We start from the raw sequence: 16,870 nt of genomic DNA, 5'->3' as shown, positions 1-16,870 counted from the left end.
GTACAATATGCGGAGCACCCCTATGCCGGTACCCTCACCACCGCTCTCAACCCGCCTAGCGGGCTGTCTTCCAGCGCGATGTCGCCGCCGTGGCTGCGGGCGATGTCGCGGGCGATGGCGAGGCCGAGGCCGGTGCCGCTGGAATCGAGGTTGCGCGCTTCATCGAGACGTACAAAGGGCTTGAATACTTCTTCGCGTTCTTCGTGTGCGATGCCGGGGCCGTTGTCGTCTATGGTGACTGTCAGCCAGCCTTGCATGTGGACGGCGCGGATTTCTGTTCTTTCGGCGTATCGGAAGGCGTTGCCGACAAGGTTGTCGAGCAGGCGTGCAAAGGCGTTCGGGCGCACATGAACATCGGCCCGGCCGGCAAGCCAGGTCTGGAGGCTACGGCCGCGCAGGCGTGCCTCGTCGGCGAGTTTGTCGAAATAGGCAGTCAAGTCGAGCCGGCCCGTTTCCTCGCTGGCCTCTCCACGGGCAAAGGCGAGGTAACCTTCCAGCATGGACTGCATGTCGTCGATGTCCTGGTTCAGCGCTGACGTGTCCTTGCCCGGCAGCAGCGCAAGCTGCAGCTTGAAGCGGGTGAGGATGGTGCGCAGATCGTGGCTGACGCCGGTCAGCATGGCGGTGCGCTGCTCGATCTGGCGTTCGATGCGCTCGCGCATCTGGATGAAGGCAACGCCGGCACGACGCACTTCTTCAGCACCGCGCGGCCGGAAATCGCGCGGCATGGAACGTCCCTTGCCGAAGCTTTCAGCGGCTTCGGCCAGGCTCATGATCGGGCGGATCTGGTTGCGCAGGAACGGGATGGCGATCATCAGCAGAACCAGCGAGGTGCCGACCATCCAGAGCAGGAAGATGTGCGTGTTCGACGCATAGGCCTGGCTGCGGCGGGCAAAAACGCGCAGCACCTTGTCGTCAAGCTGGATGCGAATTTCGACGATGTTGGAATCGCCCACCGTATCGATCCAGAAGGGGCGGTTGATCTGACGGGTGATTTCGGCCGACAGGATCTGGTCGAGAATGGAGAAAAATGGCTTTGGACCGGGCGGCGGCAGCGGGTCGGGCGGCAGAATATCGATCTTCAGCGCCAGCCGGTCCTGCGCGATCCGCACCACATTGGAATAGGTCGCATCATGCGGATAGCTCTCGGTCATGTCGACGATCGCCGCGATGTCGCGGGTGACGGCCTGCGAGAGGCGCAGCGTTACCGTCTGCCAGTGGCGTTCCATGAACATGAAGGCGATGACCGACTGCAGCAGGATCATCGGTGCGATGACGATGATCAGCGAGCGCGCATAGAGGCGCTTGGGCATGTAGCGCGAGAACAGGCGCCAGAAGCGGATCCAGCCGAGACGCCAGCCCGCCCGAAGCTGCTCACGCGGCGTGCGCAGCGTGCTGCGCGGCGTGGCGAGGCCGTCAGGCGGGTCGTTTTTGCTGCCGGCCGTTGCGTCGACCCGGGTCGACGGCAAAAGACCGGTCAATCTCGTCCACAGCACCCTGGCTCTCTCCACAACAGCTGTCTTATGCGCCTTTGGCGCTTATTCCACGCTGAGCTTATAGCCTATGCCGCGCACGGTTTGCAGCCATGTCGGGTTAGAAGGGTCACGTTCGATCTTGCGGCGCAGCCGGTTGATCTGCACATCGATGGTGCGCTCGCCGACTTCTGACTCCTCGGCCACCAGTTCGTGGCGCGGAATGGTCTCGCCCGCACGCTCGGCGAAGATGACGAGGATCTCCTGCTCGCGGTCGGTGAGTTTTAGGGTTTCGCCGCTTCTCTTCAGCTCGCGACGGGAGATCTGGAATGTGTAGGGGCCGAACACGATCTGCTCGACCTTGGGTGTGGTCAGCGGTCCGCCGCGGCGCAGGATATTGTTGACACGCAAGATCAGTTCGCGCGGATCAAACGGCTTTGACAGATAGTCGTCAGCACCGGCCTCAAGCCCGACGATACGGCTGTCGGTTTCCGACAGCGCTGTGAGCATCAGGATGGGCACGTCCTTTTCGGCGCGCAGTGAGCGGGTGAGCTCGACGCCGCTTTCGCCGGGCATCATCACATCGAGGACGATCAGATCGAAATCAAGTCCGGTAAGGCGCCGCCGTGCCTCGTCGGCGTTGCCTGCAACTGTGACGCGAAATCCGTGCTCGGTCAGAAACTGCTTCAGAAGGTTGCGGATGCGGGTGTCGTCATCGACCACCAAAAGATGCGGTGCATCATCGTCAGGCGCGCTCGACCCATTCATTTCGCTGGTCTCCATGTCAGATTCCGTCATGGCAAATTGTCGATCTGCGGCCTCAATTCCGGGTTCACCATCGCTTTGAGAAAGCGCTCCACGGCGTCCCGGTCGTTAGGGCCTGCTTCCTTCAATGCCTCGCGGATGCGGCGCGACTGTGGCCGGGCGAGATCGAGCGCCAATGTACGCCCTTTGGTGGTTGGGTAAAGCTCACGCTGGCGACGGTCGCGCGAGCCCTGAACCTGGATCACGTGGCCGGTATCGATCAGCTGTTTCAACACGCGCGCCAGGCTCTGCTTGGTGATCTTGAGGACATCCAGCAGTTCGGCCACCGTCAGGCCCGGCATCCGGTTTACGAAATGCAGGATGCGATGGTGGGCGCGGCCAAAGCCGTAATCGGCCAGGATCTGGTCAGGGTCCGAAGTGAAATCGCGGTAGGCGAAGAAAACCAGCTCGATCAGCGCAAAGTCGATGCCATCATCGCCGGTCAGTTCGGTGCGCACCGGTCTTGCGCTGGAAGCACTGTGTTCGGACATAGGTCGATGCGAACCCTCATTTATGTCAGTTATGTTGACATATTTTGCACAGACTGGTAATTTTTGCCAAGCTTTTCGGTTAATTGCGAACGAAAAGGCAAGATTGGGCCGGTTATCCGGAACTTCCGAAGGTTTGCCTTCCCAGGACTGCCCGAATACGATCAGAAGGCTACGCGACCGGGGGGAGCGTGGTGATGACTCACGAATTTCGGGCCGCAGCGCCCGTGGGAGATTAGCATGGCATCGGTTCCCTTCGACAAGCTCGATGGTTTTATCTGGATGAATGGCGAGATGGTCAATTGGGCCGACGCCAAGGTGCATGTGCTCACGCATGGCCTGCATTATGCCAGTGCCGTGTTCGAGGGCGAGCGCGCCTATGGCGGTGAAATCTTCAAGCTGACCGAGCATACCGAGCGGCTGCACGAATCGGCACGTATCCTCGGTTTCAAGATACCTTACAGCGTCGCCGAGATTGACGATGCCTGCCGGACACTGTTGAAAAAGCAGGGCTTTCAGGATGCGTATGTGCGCCCGATTGCGTGGCGGGGCAGCGAGATGATGGGTGTTTCGGCGCAGAAAAACACCATCAACTGCGCCATCGCCATCTGGCAATGGCCGAGCTATTTCGACCCTGAGCAGCGGCTTAAGGGGATTCGTCTCGACCTGGCGGAATACCGCAGGCCGGACCCACGGACGGCGCCTTCACGTTCCAAGGCGGCTGGCCTCTACATGATTTGCACGCTGTCCAAACATGCGGCCGAAGACAAGGGTTATGCCGATGCGCTGATGCTAGACTGGCGCGGGCAGGTGGCAGAAGCCACAGGGGCCAATGTGTTCTTTGTCAAAGACGGCACACTGCATACGCCAACGCCTGACTGTTTTCTGGATGGCATCACCCGACGCACGGTGATCGGGCTGGCGAAGAAGCGCGGCATCGAGGTGGTCGAGCGGGTGATCATGCCGGAAGAGATGGAAGGTTTCGAGCAGTGTTTCCTTACCGGAACCGCAGCCGAAGTGACGCCGGTTTCAGAAATCGGGGCCTATCGCTTCGAGGTTGGCGAGATCGCCCGGACCCTTATGAACGATTATCAGGCAGCCGTGCAGCCTGCCCATGCAGTGGCCGCTGAATAGCAGAAATCCAGTTGGCATAAGCCTTCCCCCGAGCGCCCGTTAGCCTTGTGGCGCTTCATCAGCATATACTTATTTGACATTCGCTGGATTCAGCGTCTGATTGTAGCGCCGACTCACCGGAGGTCGGCTGTTAGAGAGGGAAAATCAATATGGAAGCTCTTCTTCCGATCATTATTCAGGTGGTTACGGGTGTCATCGGTGGCCAGGCAGTCGGTGCGGCAATGTCGCAGGCTGCAATGGGCCAGTTGCCGAAGATTCTGTCCGGTGCCATTGGCGGCGTTGGCGGCGGTGCTATCCTTGGCAGCCTGCTGGGTGGCGGCGCTGGCGTTGATCCAGCCATGGCAAGCGGCATGGGCGATATGCTCAGCAATGTCGTTGGCGGTGCTGGCGGCGGCGCGATCCTGACGGCGATTGTCGGCATGGTTATGAAGAGCATGAACAAGGGCTGATCTGGCCTCGGTTTTCAAGCGGGCGATCCGAGAGGGTCGCCCGTTTTGCTTTTGGGGATGTGGGCATGGCAAAAGGTGGGTTCATTCTGCTATCGGGATGAGCGTTATCTTTTCATGCAGAGAAGGCAAACTCATGGGTCAACTCACCGCAGCTATCGTTCCCGTCACGCCGTTCCAGCAGAATTGCACGATCCTGTTTGATCGGGATGACAAGACCGGGGTGGTTGTCGATCCGGGCGGAGACGTGGCGGATATCCTGAAAGCGCTGGATGAGCATGAGGTGGCAGTCACCGCGATCTGGCTGACGCATGGCCATATCGACCATGCCGGCGGGGCGATGGAGCTGAAAGAGCGGCTTGGTGTCGACATTATTGGGCCGCACGAAGATGACCGCCAGATGCTGGCAAACCTCGAGCTGCAGGCCCAGCGCTTCGGGCTGACGGGTGACGTGCGCAACTGCACGCCGGACCGCTTTCTCAAAGAGGGCGAGACCGTCTCTTTTGGCAGCCATGTGTTTAGCGTGTTGCATTGCCCTGGGCACGCTCCCGGGCATGTCGTCTATTTCAATCCGGTAGCCAATTTCGCCCATGTCGGCGATGTTTTATTCCGGGGATCGGTGGGGCGGACGGATCTGCCGGGCGGTGATGGAGAAGCCCTGATCTGGTCGATCAAAGAAAAGCTTCTGCCGCTTGGCGATGATGTCGGATTTATCTGTGGCCACGGGCCAGGGGGCAAATTCGGCGAAGAGCGGCGCAGCAATCCCTATCTGGTTTGACAAGACACAAAAAACCCCGCCGGAGCGGGGTTTCTATTATGGGGCAGGGAAGCCCGTATCAATTGGCGACGCAGAAGTGCTCGTTGCCGTCATAGCCGACATAGGTGCCGGTGCGGGTGTCGAAGCTGCGGTAGCGGTTCTGGCAGTAACGGTACCATTCGCGGCTCCACGGTTCTGCACCACGGCGCACGTAGACAGGCTCTTCATAGACGCGGGTGACGCGACGCTGGCGGTAGACCGGGCGTGGTTCGTAATATTCGTCTTCATAGACGGGTTCACGGTAGCGCGGCTGGGACAATGCTGACCCAATGACCGCACCGGCTGCAAGGCCAAGCACACCGGCGGCAATCGCGTCGCCGTTATGGTGGCGGCGGTAGCGATCCCCAGCATTGGCGGCTGGGATGGCAGTGAGTGTGGTGGCGGCAAGTGCTGCGCCAAGCACGGCAGTTTTGAAGAAACGGTTCATTTCAATCTCCTTCGCGTTGCCTGGTGGGGGACTTGCAGGTTCAACGTAGCTTCGAAATTATGCGGACCGACCTGAACGCAGGCTGAACGGTATTCAGCATCAACGTGCACTCTGCCCGGTCAGTTCCGTGCGGAATCTGGCGATGTCATGAATCAAGGATCGACGTCGACAGCGATGGCGCTGCCGTCAATTATTCAAACCGGAGCATACCACCCTGTTGCGGCGGCGCTCAGGTGTGACCCGAACGTCAGCCGAGGACGGTGAGGTCGACCGCTTTTGGACCTTTGCCGCGTTTATCCGGCTCGGTTTCGAAGCTGACTTTCTGGCCATCCTCGAGACCAGTCAGGCCAGATGCCTGCACCGCCGAGATATGGACGAAGACATCTGTCGCCCCGTCATCCGGCGTGATGAAGCCGAATCCCTTGGCGTGATTGAAGAATTTGACAGTGCCGGACTGCGGCATTGGGAAACTCCTTGTTTCTCCCATTGAAGTCCTCGGGCAGCATTATTGGTTTGCCCGTGGCCGATCATTCATCGGGGGAGAAGAAACAGGTCTCGCGCCGGGGCTTTTGCCCTCTGTTTCTCGTGAGTGCCTTGCTTTCACAGGGCGCACGCTATTCCAGCTCCGGGCCCGCCAAATGCCCGAGAGTCAATTTTGTCCTTCATTTTGGCGTCATGCACAAGAAAAAGTTTAGCGCAGTCCTGTGGCTTTGCTTTATCCGTGAAATTTCCGACCTTGGAGAGACGGGCGCCCGAGCAATCTGCGCGAGCGCAGTCAGCCTCAGCGATAGATGCGGGCGATGCAGCGTGGGCCGACATGGCGGTGTACGACGCGGCCGCGATAGCCGGGAATCTGGTGGCGGCGGACGTCGCGATGGCAATCGCGCGGGCGTGCCGGCGTGACGCGAACCGGACGGCAATTGCGCAAATGCCGGTGCGACAGCGTGCGGCCAAATTCGCGAACACGATGACGCTGCACATTGCTGTGGCAGCCGCGGACCTGCACCACCAGCCCGGCATCATAGGCGGGAGAGGGAACTACTGGTGCCGCAAGGGCGGGTGCTGCGAACATGATACCTGCACCCATGCACAATGCGTGGAGCGCGTTTGTCAGTTTCTTCATCACAGATGCCTCGCTTCTGGACCATGTGATCCGGGTTGGTTTCCTCGCAAACCAGGTTGAAGCTGTGCTTCGTCGTGGTTTCCGCATGGGAACTTTACCGCGCGCGCTGGCGCGTTCAACACCTGAGCAAACAAAAGGCACGGATGGTGCGCATCCGTGCCTTTGAATTGTTGGATAACTGCAGTCGCGAAGTGATTATTCAGCGCGCAGATCAACCGCCTTGGGGCCTTTGCCCATGCGGTCTGGCTCGACCTCGAAGGTAACCTTCTGGCCATCAACGAGGGTGCCCAGGCCGGAGGCCTCGATAGCCGAAATGTGAACGAATACGTCCTTTTGCTCTTTGCCATTTGGATCTTTGCCATCTGGCGTGATGAAGCCAAAGCCTTTGGTTGCATTGAAGAATTTAACTGTACCAGTCTGAGCCATCAGGGGAACTCCTTCATCCGTTTTCGATTTTCCGGTCCCCCTCATCCGAAGCAAGTCCCGGCAGTTCCTTGGCAGACATGCATTCGCGCACAATTATGTTCCCCGCGCCAAGAGCAGGATTGTCAGATATTCACGTTTTCGGGGAAAGGTCGCTCAAACGTTCCAGTCTCCGGGTCAGCAAATGCCCGAACGTCAATTTTATGGCATGGAACCTCTGCAACTGCAAGATAGTCCATAATTTCAGGGGTTTGTGGCCGGCTAATGAGGCTGCCGGATGCTCTGTGGAAACGGTGCGCCATCCCCGGTAATGCGCGCGATGCGCGTAAAAACAATGGTCTGCAACGGAATCGGAAGATCGTGTACCGCTACCAGCTGTTCTCCCCCAACAGTACTCTGGCGGAAGAAAGGGATGAGTGCGTAGCGGAAAATTTCTCCGGCATTTTCCGAATCGGCACTGATATCGGCCACCATGATCGCACCGATTCGGGCGGGCAAGGGCTGCCGCGCAAAGGCGGTACCGAGGAAGTCTCCGAGCCCGTAGGCAGTCAGCGTTTTGGCTCCGACACGCTCGACCGGTTGCAAGACATGTGCGTGGTGGCCAGCGATCAGGTTGGCGCCGGCAGCAGCGATGGTGGCGGCCAGTAGACGCGTTTCGGGCCGGGGGAAGTGGCGAAACTCCCAATCCCAATGCGGAATCACACATCGGATATCTGCGTTCATGGTTCGCAATGGCTCCCAGTCCCGTGCTGCGAGAGCAGCGCCGGTGGAGATGAGAGAATCAAAGGTTTTCGCGGCAGCGTTGCGCCATTGCGTGAAAGCGAGCAGCCCGACCTGCACGCCGCGGATGGGCAGCACTGCACCGGGTCGGTGTTTTGTACCGATGTGGTTGATGCCGCGCACGGCCAACGCGTGCAGCGTTTCTTCAAAGCCTTCAACACCCTGGTCCAGCATGTGATTGTTGGCGAGCGAGAGAACCAGCCTGTCGGGGGCGACACCCATTGCCGCGAGCGCGCCATCAAGATAGGCGCCCTTCATCGCATGGCGCGTGCCAAGCCTGGTGGCCACAGGCGCATGGGGTCTCGCCACAACAGGGCTTTCGCAATTGCCCACCACCAAATCGCCTGAAGCAAGGATGTCGCGAAGCGTTTCATCTATTTCTGGCGGCACCGGGCCTGCTACAGCCGAAATGTCGCCGATGAACACCAGTCGCACAGACTTGTTCGGTGGCGTGCCCAACCATTGCGCGGTGGGCGGTGCAAACCCTGAGGCATCGCCAGCCAAGGAGGGGCGCAAAAAACGCGGCAGCCATGTCAGGCGGTAGCGGAGCGGGAAATTGCTGGACAGGGTGTACGCCTCAGTGAGTGCGTGACGCTATATCACGATTGCTCGTTGGGGTATGTGCTTTGCCTGCCTGCCTCGCTTGCGATTGGAGACGAAACGATCCAGAAAGCCGGGCGGCAGGATGGCAGGCACTTTCCGGAGGGAGACGGTGACGATGATGCTGAACATGTTTCGTACGCTGGCCATCATGGCAGGGTTTTTGGCGGTTGCAGCTACCGCCCGCGCCGATGTCAGCGCAGATGTGAGCGCCCTGTTCGATGCCCGAACTGTCGTGGACCGCGATGCTGCCATCGATGGGCTCGAAAATGCCGACCCAAAAAACCCGCTGGTACCCTATGTGTTGGGAACTGCCGCCTTTACGCAGGCGCTTGAGGGGCTGGGGCAAGCGTTGCACCGGCACGGCCTTGAGAGCCCACACTCTATTGCGTTGCCGCCCATGCGGCTGCCGGTGCCTATCAATGCCGACCCAGAACCCTTGAATTATGAGGGATTTCGCACAATCCTGCTGAACTTTCGTGACGGGCTCGAAGCAGCCGCCGCCCAACTCGGGATGGTGCCTGAGGATGTTGAGATCGGCGTGGTTGTGGATCTTGCAAAGTTGTCGATCGACCTGAATGGCGACGGAATGCTCGCCGCCGATGAAAGTGTCGCGGCTGTGATGGCGGCTCTGAGTGGTGCCAACCCGCATTCCGCAGCAGGTCCGCCCGACCTGACGTTCCGCTTCGATCGGGCTGATGGTTTCTGGTTGCAGGGATATGCGAATTTCCTCATCGCGCAGGTGGATTTTTGGCTGGCCCATGATTTCCAGACCGCCTTCGACAGCAGCTTCCACATGCTGTTTCCGCGTGCCGGTCTTCCCATGCAGGGCGTTTTAGTGCCGCCGGTCGATGCAACTGGCCTGCTGTCGGAATGGCGGATCGCCGATGTTGTGTCGTTCGTTCATCTCGTGAACTGGCCGGTTATCGAGCCCGAGCGGCGCCAGACAGCGCGGCTGAAACTGCTCGAAATGATCCGGCTGTCGCGCCTGAACTGGCAGGCCATCCGTGCTGAAACAGATAATGATCGCGAATGGCTTCCCGGACCGCAGCAGCCGGGCATCAGCAAACTAACCGGTCTGGAAGTTGGTGAGGAACAGGTGGTGGCCTGGCATGATGCCCTGCAAATTGCCGAAGACCTGCTTGAAGGCAGGGTGCTGCTGTCGCACTGGCGCATCGCTGGCAAGGGCATCAATGTGAAGGCGTTTTTTGAGGCGCCACAGACGTTTGATCTCGTTCTTGCGCTGACCGGGCCGGGCGTCGTGCCCTATCTGGAAAACGGCACGCTGATTACGTCCGAAACCTTCGGGCGGGTCCTTCAGCAGTTCGGCGGTCCTGCTTTTCTCGGATATGCGCTGTGGTTCAACTGATCGGGCCAAGGGCACATTCTACGCCTGAGCTCGTGGTGATCAGCGCTGCGGATGCCGCTGCGTCGGCACATCGCGCCGCAAAATAGGTGCAAAAGGGCAGTATGAGTGCGGCCTGAAACCAGCACCCGGTCTTTGACCATTTGTTTGCCAAGAACAGCGAAACGCTTTTGGGTGTCTTTTATTAAAGTACAGCCAGTAGTAGTATTTGATTGGGCGATTTTGAGGAGACGGAATTGATGTTTCGACGAACATTTATGTCAACAATGATTGTATTGCTGGGACTGGCGATACCCAGCATCGCCTCGGCGGCGCAGGCTTATGTGACGGGTAACGTCAATGTCAGATCCGGGCCGGGAACCGGCTACGCACGGATCACAACATTGCCTGCCGGTGCGCGGGTCACGATACGCACGTGCCAGCGCAACTGGTGCCAGATTTCACGCAGCGGCTTGCGCGGCTGGATGAGCGCCAACTATCTCGACAGGGCCTATTCGGGTCGTCCGGTTGTGGTGCAAAGACCCATCATTGTGAACCCGCCCTATTATCGTCCGCATCGCCCGCGTCCGCCGCATGCGCGCCCACCGGGAAACCGCCCACCGCATGTTCGGCCACCAAACCGGCCACGGCCGCCTGGAGCCGGTCGTCCACCGCGTCCGGGTGCCAATTGCCGGATCGCGCCCGGATTTCCTTGCCCGCGCTGATGACCCCGTGAAGGCGCGCCGCATTGTCGGCGCGCTTCTGCATTGAGCATCCTGGCGGGCATTCCAGGCCTGGATACCACTCTAGGTCGGGTGATTCCGTTGACGCCGGGGTGCAACGATGCGCCGGTGCTTCTGACCGGCCTCCAGGAGCGCCAGATCATAGACAGCCTCGATGCGAGGCAGGATTGCTGATGGAGCGAGCAGGCTTTCAACGACGGCCCGACCTGCCAGTCCCTGGTGACGCATCAGACCCGGATCCCCCCGGAAACGGAGAGCCATAGCAGCCATTCCGGCGATGTCTGCGACTTTGAAGATCAGCGATTCCGGGAGCAGATCGGCCATGTTCCCAACATCTGTGGAGATCACCGGAACTCCTCGCGCCATCGCTTCAAGGGGCGCTATCGGGGCCTCTTCCTGCTCGGACGTGCAGAGGTAGACCTCGAGGCCGGCGACAAGATCGGCCGCGTCTTGCCGCTCGCCGAGAAGGTGGATACGGCCGCGCATGGCGGGATCGGCCAATGCCCGTTCAAAGGTTTGGGTTCCCGGTCCTGACCGGGAGTAAGGCCCTATTAGCGCCAGTTCGGCATCACATCCTGCCTGCAGCAGACGATCCAGGATCTGAACCATGTCACTCTGTCGCTTTCGCTGGCCAATGACGCCCACCGATCCGAGAAGAAATGTTTCCGGCGCGATGCCAAGTTTTTGACGCGCGGCTAACCGTTCAGCGTCCGTCGCTATCGGAAGTGCTTGGGCGTCGAACATGTTGGGTATCGAATGGATTCGGGATTTGGCGATCAGGAAGCGGGACGTGTAATACCGTGCCGTGTGATCGCTCAACCCGATCACCTGGTGTGCAAATCTCCATGTTGGTTGAAATTGCCGCGAATGCGCGGTCATCACTGTCGGTGCCGCGACCGCGCAGCGGAAGATCATGGCATAGACGTTGGCGGAGCTTCCATGCGAATGGACCACATCTATTTCCGCATCATCAAGCTGGCGCCCTACCGCGCTCATTTCGGCCGGATGGCGCGAGAATCTGCAAGGGACCATGTTTACCGGAGCGCCGGCAAGCTGGCTGGCAATCCAGGCACCCGGCCGGTGGACCAGCGTGACCTGATGCCCGGCAGATACCTGTTCCTTGATCAGCGTGGCTGTGGTTGTTGCAACACCGTTGAGCCCGCCGTGACTGACTATATGTGCGATCTTCATCGGAACATCTTTGCTTTAGATGCTGCTTCTAGGTTTCCTTTTACGGCTCAGCAAGTGGGGAGGGTCGATGCTTTTGCCACTAGCCTGCGCGCTAGCAGCGGGTGGCGCGGAGGACGGTTATCTCCTGACATGCCGCTGTCAGGAAATGTCGGCACGCCTCTCTTTCCATTCGCGCACTTTGTTCCCATATTGGGTCGATGGCACGCACCCCCGAGCATAAATCGTCCGGCAACAAGGTCGGCGCTGACGCGCCACGCGATTCAAACGAACCGCGCCGGCGCGGCAATCCCGTGACCGACTATCTCGACGCGTCGGTTCCGCTGCATCGCGGTGGTGGTTTCGAGGAAGCGCCACAGTCGGATCTGACCGGCGCGCCGCTCAGCGGCGGCATCGCGTCGTGGGCGGAGCAGATTGCCAAAGAGGCTGAGGAAGACGGTCGCAAGGCTGATTTGTCCAGCGACGGCCAAGGCGCCAAGAAGCCTTCGAAGTCCAAGAAGATACCAGAGCGCTCGTCTGCTGCGACACGCACGGGGCGTGGCACATCCATGGGTGGTGCAGCGACTGCGCGTGAGAGAACGGCTGCCGGGCTTAACCCCGTCGCCGGTCTGGATATTTCGCTGGAAGATGCGGAGACCATGGCCTCCGGCGGCGTGACGGCGACGGTTGCCGCGCTCTCTGCGCTGATCGAAAGCGGCAATCCGCTGCATAAGAATGGCGAGATGTGGGTACCCCACCGGCCTGCACGTCCGGCAAAATCCGAGGGTGGCATTGCCATCAAGATGGTGTCGGAGTTTGAACCGGCAGGTGACCAGCCCACCGCGATCAAGGATCTTGTGGAAGGTGTGAGCGCGCATGAGCGCACGCAGGTTCTGCTTGGCGTGACTGGCTCGGGCAAGACATTCACCATGGCGAAGGTGATTGAGGAGACGCAGCGCCCGGCGCTTATTCTGGCGCCCAACAAAACGCTGGCGGCGCAGCTTTACAGCGAATTCAAAAAGTTTTTCCCCGAAAATGCGGTGGAATATTTCGTCTCCTATTACGACTATTATCAGCCGGAAGCCTATGTGCCGCGCACGGACACCTTCATCGAGAAGGAATCGTCGATCAATGAGCAGATCGACCGGATGCGCCACTCTGCTACACGCTCGCTGCTGGAGCGCGATGATGTGATCATCGTGGCGTCGGTGTCGTGTATCTACGGTATCGGCTCGGTCGAGACTTATACGGCGATGACCTTCCAGATGGAGATTGGCGACCGGCTGGACCAGCGGGCGCTTCTGGCTGATCTGGTGGCGCAGCAATATAAGCGCCAGGACATCAACTTCGTGCGCGGTTCTTTTCGGGTGCGCGGCGACACGATTGAAATTTTTGCGGCTCACCTTGAGGACCGCGCCTGGCGGATCTCGCTGTTTGGCGATGAGATCGAGAGTATCACCGAATTTGACCCGCTGACGGGGCATAAGACCGGCGATCTGAAATCTGTGAAAATCTACGCCAATTCGCACTATGTGACGCCGCGCCCGACATTGAATCAGGCAATCCGCCTGATAAAGGACGAGCTGCGGGGGCGTCTGGTCGAGCTGGAAAAGGCTGGTCGCCTGCTGGAAGCGCAGCGGCTGGAGCAGCGCACGCGGTTTGACATTGAGATGCTGGAAGCGACCGGCTCATGCGCCGGTATCGAAAATTATTCGCGCTATCTGACCGGGCGCCGGCCGGGCGACCCGCCGCCGACGCTGTTTGAGTATATCCCCGACAATGCGCTGGTGTTTGTCGATGAAAGTCATGTCACCATTCCGCAGATTGGCGGCATGTATCGCGGCGACTTTCGGCGCAAGGCGACGCTGGCTGAATATGGCTTCCGTCTGCCCTCCTGCATGGACAATCGCCCGCTGCGGTTTGAAGAATGGGATGCGATGCGCCCGCTCTCGGTCGCGGTTTCGGCCACGCCGGGTGGCTGGGAGATGGACGCCGCAGGCGGCGTGTTTGCCGAACAGGTGATCCGCCCCACTGGCCTGATTGATCCCCCGGTCGAGGTGCGTCCGGCCAAGCATCAGGTGGATGATGTTGTCGGCGAAATTCGCGAGACGACGGCCAAGGGCTATCGCACGCTGGCCACTGTTCTGACCAAGCGCATGGCTGAGGATCTGACCGAATATCTGCATGAGCAGGGTATTCGGGTGCGCTATATGCATTCCGACATCGACACGCTGGAACGGATCGAGATTCTTCGCGATTTAAGGCTTGGTGCATTTGACGTGTTGGTGGGTATCAACCTTTTGCGCGAGGGGCTGGATATTCCCGAGTGCGGATTTGTCGCCATTCTCGATGCCGACAAGGAAGGCTTTCTGCGGTCCGAGACCTCGCTGATCCAGACCATTGGGCGTGCGGCGCGTAATGTGGATGGCAAGGTCATTCTCTATGCCGACAAGATTACCGGCTCGATGGAACGCGCGATGGCGGAGACCAGCCGGCGCCGCGAAAAGCAGGTGGAGTGGAATGAGGCCAATGGCATTACGCCGGAATCGGTGAAATCTCGGATCTCGGACATTCTCGACTCGGTCTATGAAAAAGACCATGTGCGCGCTGACATTTCGCAATTCACCGATGGTGCAGGCGCGATGATGGGCAATAATCTGAAAGCCCATCTGGAAGCGCTGACCAAGCAGATGCGTGATGCGGCTGCCGATCTGGACTTTGAAAAGGCTGCCCGGCTGCGCGATGAGGTGAAACGGTTGCGCGAGATGGAAATGATGATTTCCGATGACCCGCTGGCCAAATATGCCGATGGTGAAAGCCCGGTTTCCGGCCGCGAAAAGGGCAAGCACAATAAGGGCCGGGCGGTGCATCGCACAGTTGATGAGACTGGCAAGGTGCCGGCTCCGTATGAGGCGCCGAAGCGCACCAACATGTTCGCCAAGCCGTCACTCGACGATATGGGGCCGGGTACTGATGCGACGGTGCCGGCGGGTGCCGTGTCGCGCGCGATGTTCAAGAAACAGTCGCATGATGAGGCGCATGGCTCCGACTATGGAACACCGGCTGAGGAAAAAGCGTCCCTTTTCCGCAAGAATTCGCTCGACGAAATGACGGTGCGGAGGACTGAAAAGCCGGTCGATGGGGCAAAGCCCGCCAAGCCGGATGATGTGCGCCCGATACGCCGTGAGAAGGCTGGCATTGGCTCTTACGAGGACGCCTCGGACCAGCGCAACGCATCGCGGCGAACTGGCAAGACTGGTCGGCCTGGAAAGTAGCTTTGCTGACATCGACGCCGCACCATCGACGTTGAAATTTTTGTGCAGGTCCTTGTCGGCACTGGCGGTGCTCAAGCGTCCTTGGGATAACCGCATCCGCGGTTTGAACATGGAGCACAGACATGAATGACATGGCTAAAATGCCGGAAGTTCCGGCGGTTGAGGTTAAAGGCGGCCTGACGGCCTATCTGCAGGTTGATGGCGCACAGAAGGCGGCTGAATTCTACAAAAAGGCGTTTGATGCAGAGATCGCCGTGATGATGCCAGCGGATGAGCAGGGGCGTACAATGCACCTGCATCTCTACATCAATGGGTCGTCGCTGATGCTTTCGGACCCCTATCCCGAGCATGGAATGCCGGCTGTCACGCCGCAAGGGTATTCCGTTGTGTTCAATCTGACGAACGATGACATCGACGCCTGGTACCAGCGGGCGGTCGATGCTGGCTGCGAGGTGAAAACGCCCTTGCAGATCATGTTCTGGGGCGACCGCTACGCCGACATGGTCGATCCGTTCGGAGTCCGCTGGGCGATGAATGCCCGGATGCCCAAGGCCTGAAGCCTGGACTGAATACTCGACACGCGCACATATCGATGTTTCCCTGCTTGAGAGCGGGGGAACAGAACCATGACAGGACAGATAGACGGTGCCTCGGACAAGAAGCGGCTGGAGGGCATCAGCGGCTGGCTTGGGCTTTTGGCCATCGGCCAGATATTGGGCCCTGTGCAGATATTGAGGGGGATGTTCCAGGAGTATTCCTCCCTGCCCGAGGGAACGGCATCTGCGTTTCCTACCGCTGTTGTCGGAGACGCGGTGCTGCGGCTCGGCTTTGTTGCGCTCTTGATCTATACGTCCATTCTGTTCTTCAAAAAGCGCATCGAATTTCCCAAGATGTTCGTCCGAACCTACGTGGCTGGCCTCGTATTACCCTTCGCTGTGGGCATTTGGGTGACGGCAACGTCCAGCGTCAACACGATGGCCAATCTGGCTACCAGTGAATTCTTGTTGCCTTTTCTGGTGCTCGCAGGGATTGGCGGCGCGTGGGTGGGCTATGTGATGAAATCCGAGCGCGTTAGGAACACATTCGTCCGCTAGCGAGCTCAGACGGCGATACAGACTTGCCTTCGGCGCGAGAATCGCGATTTTCGGCTTTGCATCTGTGCAAGCGGCGGGGAACGAGGAATATTATGGATAAAAGCATTTCGTGGATACGATTGGGTGGGCTGACGCTCGCATTTGGCCTGCTGTCAGCCTGTGTTGTTGAAGAAAGCTCCGGCCCAGGGCCCGGACGGCCTTTTCCGCCGGATCGCCCGCAATATTGCACCCGCCAATATGACCCCGTCTGCGCGCGCCGCGGCGGCGAGCGCCAGACGTTCTCGAACTCCTGCGAGGCTGAGCGCGCTGGGTTCCGCATTATCGGCGACGGCCAGTGCCGCGCTGATGGCGGCGGCCGCCCTGATCGCCCCGGTCGCCCGGATCGTCCCGACAGGCCAGATCGCCCAGGGAGACCGGATCGTCCTGATCGCCCCGACCGCCCGGATGAGCCGCGCATGTGCACGATGCAGTATCAGCCCGTATGTGCGCGTCGAGGCCGTGAAGAGCGGACTTTTAGCAATTCCTGCGAAGCCGACAATGCGGGCTACCGCATCATCGACGGGGGTGAGTGCGAGTAAGTCGCTACAGACATTTATGTTCCACAACCCTGGCGCCTGTGCGCCGGGGTTTTTTGTTGGCCTGACGGATTGATACACGCCCCGCTTCAATCGTGAGCAGCTATCCTCTTGTTTTTATAACGGCAGTACTCCTCCATAGAAGGATATTGCGCTA

18 protein-coding genes and 1 pseudogene are annotated in these 16,870 nt (G+C 59.5%); 9 read left to right on the top strand and 10 right to left on the bottom strand.

All coding sequences use genetic code 11. The annotated features are described in order from the left end of the window. Nucleotides 1-20 precede the first annotated feature (20 nt). From GA830_RS17845 to GA830_RS17835, 3 genes are all read right to left on the bottom strand, one after another. Nucleotides 21-1,313, bottom strand: a complete 1,293-nt coding sequence (locus tag GA830_RS17845) for an ATP-binding protein (protein ID WP_195165034.1) — start codon at nt 1,311-1,313, stop codon at nt 21-23. 225 nt (nt 1,314-1,538) lie between these two features. Further along, entirely contained in the window at nt 1,539-2,240 is a 702-nt protein-coding gene (locus tag GA830_RS17840; protein WP_374939330.1) for a response regulator, read from the bottom strand. A 26-nt stretch (nt 2,241-2,266) separates the two neighbouring features. After that, nucleotides 2,267-2,767, bottom strand: a complete 501-nt coding sequence (locus GA830_RS17835; RefSeq protein ID WP_195163099.1) for a MarR family winged helix-turn-helix transcriptional regulator — start codon at nt 2,765-2,767, stop codon at nt 2,267-2,269. Between the two features lie 237 nt (nt 2,768-3,004). Between GA830_RS17835 and GA830_RS17830 the strand changes: the two genes are divergently transcribed. From GA830_RS17830 to GA830_RS17820, 3 genes are all read left to right on the top strand, one after another. Further along, nucleotides 3,005-3,898: a branched-chain amino acid aminotransferase gene (locus GA830_RS17830; protein WP_195163098.1), complete on the top strand. Its 894-nt coding sequence runs from the start codon at nt 3,005-3,007 to the stop codon at nt 3,896-3,898. Between the two features lie 149 nt (nt 3,899-4,047). Further along, nucleotides 4,048-4,347 carry a hypothetical protein gene (locus GA830_RS17825; protein ID WP_258045498.1) on the top strand — a complete coding sequence of 100 codons (300 nt, stop codon included), beginning with the start codon at nt 4,048-4,050 and terminating at the stop codon, nt 4,345-4,347. Between the two features lie 133 nt (nt 4,348-4,480). Beyond that, on the top strand, nt 4,481-5,122 hold the full coding sequence (locus tag GA830_RS17820; protein WP_195163097.1) for an MBL fold metallo-hydrolase: 642 nt from the start codon (nt 4,481-4,483) through the stop codon (nt 5,120-5,122). A 58-nt stretch (nt 5,123-5,180) separates the two neighbouring features. Here the strand turns inward: GA830_RS17820 and GA830_RS17815 are convergent, their stop codons facing one another. The 5 genes from GA830_RS17815 to GA830_RS17795 form a co-directional block, all read right to left on the bottom strand. Next, nucleotides 5,181-5,588, bottom strand: coding sequence for a BA14K family protein (locus GA830_RS17815; RefSeq protein WP_195163096.1), 408 nt, complete (start codon nt 5,586-5,588; stop codon nt 5,181-5,183). Between the two features lie 247 nt (nt 5,589-5,835). Beyond that, a complete protein-coding gene (locus GA830_RS17810; RefSeq protein WP_195163095.1) occupies nt 5,836-6,051 on the bottom strand; it encodes a cold-shock protein in 216 nt (71 codons plus the stop codon). A 318-nt stretch (nt 6,052-6,369) separates the two neighbouring features. After that, on the bottom strand, nt 6,370-6,711 hold the full coding sequence (locus tag GA830_RS17805) for a hypothetical protein (protein ID WP_195163094.1): 342 nt from the start codon (nt 6,709-6,711) through the stop codon (nt 6,370-6,372). 195 nt (nt 6,712-6,906) lie between these two features. Beyond that, a complete protein-coding gene (locus tag GA830_RS17800; protein WP_195163093.1) occupies nt 6,907-7,137 on the bottom strand; it encodes a cold-shock protein in 231 nt (76 codons plus the stop codon). Nucleotides 7,138-7,395: 258 nt separating this feature from the next. Further along, nucleotides 7,396-8,418, bottom strand: a complete 1,023-nt coding sequence (locus GA830_RS17795; RefSeq protein ID WP_195163092.1) for a CapA family protein — start codon at nt 8,416-8,418, stop codon at nt 7,396-7,398. Between the two features lie 214 nt (nt 8,419-8,632). Here GA830_RS17795 and GA830_RS17790 point away from each other — a divergent pair, with 214 nt between their 5' ends. Both GA830_RS17790 and GA830_RS20080 read left to right on the top strand, forming a co-directional pair. Then, the gene (locus tag GA830_RS17790; RefSeq protein WP_308460457.1) at nt 8,633-9,883 is read left to right on the top strand and encodes a hypothetical protein; all 1,251 of its coding nucleotides are present in this window, start codon (nt 8,633-8,635) and stop codon (nt 9,881-9,883) included. 236 nt (nt 9,884-10,119) lie between these two features. Beyond that, a pseudogene (locus tag GA830_RS20080) lies at nt 10,120-10,353 on the top strand (SH3 domain-containing protein); the annotation flags it as partial. A gap of 52 nt (nt 10,354-10,405) precedes the next feature. Here the strand turns inward: GA830_RS20080 and GA830_RS20075 are convergent. Continuing rightward, nucleotides 10,406-10,627, bottom strand: coding sequence for a hypothetical protein (locus GA830_RS20075; RefSeq protein WP_258045707.1), 222 nt, complete (start codon nt 10,625-10,627; stop codon nt 10,406-10,408). Between the two features lie 38 nt (nt 10,628-10,665). Then, entirely contained in the window at nt 10,666-11,793 is a 1,128-nt protein-coding gene (locus tag GA830_RS17780; RefSeq protein WP_195163090.1) for a glycosyltransferase family 4 protein, read from the bottom strand. A 197-nt stretch (nt 11,794-11,990) separates the two neighbouring features. Here GA830_RS17780 and uvrB point away from each other — a divergent pair, with 197 nt between their 5' ends. The 4 genes from uvrB to GA830_RS17760 all read left to right on the top strand — a co-directional run bounded on the left by uvrB (nt 11,991) and on the right by GA830_RS17760 (nt 16,716). Beyond that, nucleotides 11,991-15,044 carry an excinuclease ABC subunit UvrB gene (uvrB, locus tag GA830_RS17775; RefSeq protein WP_195163089.1) on the top strand — a complete coding sequence of 1,018 codons (3,054 nt, stop codon included), beginning with the start codon at nt 11,991-11,993 and terminating at the stop codon, nt 15,042-15,044. A gap of 122 nt (nt 15,045-15,166) precedes the next feature. Further along, complete coding sequence (locus GA830_RS17770) at nt 15,167-15,601, top strand: VOC family protein (RefSeq protein WP_195163088.1); 435 nt, start codon at nt 15,167-15,169, stop codon at nt 15,599-15,601. Nucleotides 15,602-15,670: 69 nt separating this feature from the next. Further along, nucleotides 15,671-16,138 (top strand): DUF2569 domain-containing protein, encoded by a 468-nt coding sequence (locus tag GA830_RS17765; RefSeq protein ID WP_195163087.1) that lies wholly within the window; start codon nt 15,671-15,673, stop codon nt 16,136-16,138. 92 nt (nt 16,139-16,230) lie between these two features. Continuing rightward, nucleotides 16,231-16,716, top strand: coding sequence for a Kazal-type serine protease inhibitor domain-containing protein (locus GA830_RS17760; RefSeq protein WP_195163086.1), 486 nt, complete (start codon nt 16,231-16,233; stop codon nt 16,714-16,716). Nucleotides 16,717-16,870 lie beyond the last annotated feature (154 nt).

The organism is Mesorhizobium sp. NBSH29, assembly GCF_015500055.1.
GTDB lineage: Bacteria > Pseudomonadota > Alphaproteobacteria > Rhizobiales > Rhizobiaceae > Neomesorhizobium.
The sequence above is the reverse complement of the archived record's forward strand: the minus strand, read 5'-3'. Positions and strand labels throughout refer to the sequence as shown.

Excerpts from the sequence above, each read along its gene's own strand:
- GA830_RS17845 (WP_195165034.1), bottom strand. The coding sequence starts at position 1,313 with ATGCCCAAGCGCCTCTATGCGCGCTCGCTGATCATCGTCATCGCACCG.
- GA830_RS17765 (WP_195163087.1), top strand. The coding sequence starts at position 15,671 with ATGACAGGACAGATAGACGGTGCCTCGGACAAGAAGCGGCTGGAGGGC.
- GA830_RS17760 (WP_195163086.1), top strand. The coding sequence starts at position 16,231 with ATGGATAAAAGCATTTCGTGGATACGATTGGGTGGGCTGACGCTCGCA.
- GA830_RS17840 (WP_374939330.1), bottom strand. The coding sequence starts at position 2,240 with ATGAATGGGTCGAGCGCGCCTGACGATGATGCACCGCATCTTTTGGTG.
- GA830_RS17805 (WP_195163094.1), bottom strand. The coding sequence starts at position 6,711 with ATGAAGAAACTGACAAACGCGCTCCACGCATTGTGCATGGGTGCAGGT.
- uvrB (WP_195163089.1), top strand. The coding sequence starts at position 11,991 with ATGGCACGCACCCCCGAGCATAAATCGTCCGGCAACAAGGTCGGCGCT.
- GA830_RS17780 (WP_195163090.1), bottom strand. The coding sequence starts at position 11,793 with ATGAAGATCGCACATATAGTCAGTCACGGCGGGCTCAACGGTGTTGCA.
- GA830_RS17825 (WP_258045498.1), top strand. The coding sequence starts at position 4,048 with ATGGAAGCTCTTCTTCCGATCATTATTCAGGTGGTTACGGGTGTCATC.
- GA830_RS17800 (WP_195163093.1), bottom strand. The coding sequence starts at position 7,137 with ATGGCTCAGACTGGTACAGTTAAATTCTTCAATGCAACCAAAGGCTTT.
- GA830_RS17820 (WP_195163097.1), top strand. The coding sequence starts at position 4,481 with ATGGGTCAACTCACCGCAGCTATCGTTCCCGTCACGCCGTTCCAGCAG.
- GA830_RS17770 (WP_195163088.1), top strand. The coding sequence starts at position 15,167 with ATGAATGACATGGCTAAAATGCCGGAAGTTCCGGCGGTTGAGGTTAAA.
- GA830_RS17790 (WP_308460457.1), top strand. The coding sequence starts at position 8,633 with ATGATGCTGAACATGTTTCGTACGCTGGCCATCATGGCAGGGTTTTTG.
- GA830_RS17810 (WP_195163095.1), bottom strand. The coding sequence starts at position 6,051 with ATGCCGCAGTCCGGCACTGTCAAATTCTTCAATCACGCCAAGGGATTC.
- GA830_RS17835 (WP_195163099.1), bottom strand. The coding sequence starts at position 2,767 with ATGTCCGAACACAGTGCTTCCAGCGCAAGACCGGTGCGCACCGAACTG.
- GA830_RS20075 (WP_258045707.1), bottom strand. The coding sequence starts at position 10,627 with ATGCAGAAGCGCGCCGACAATGCGGCGCGCCTTCACGGGGTCATCAGC.
- GA830_RS17815 (WP_195163096.1), bottom strand. The coding sequence starts at position 5,588 with ATGAACCGTTTCTTCAAAACTGCCGTGCTTGGCGCAGCACTTGCCGCC.
- GA830_RS17830 (WP_195163098.1), top strand. The coding sequence starts at position 3,005 with ATGGCATCGGTTCCCTTCGACAAGCTCGATGGTTTTATCTGGATGAAT.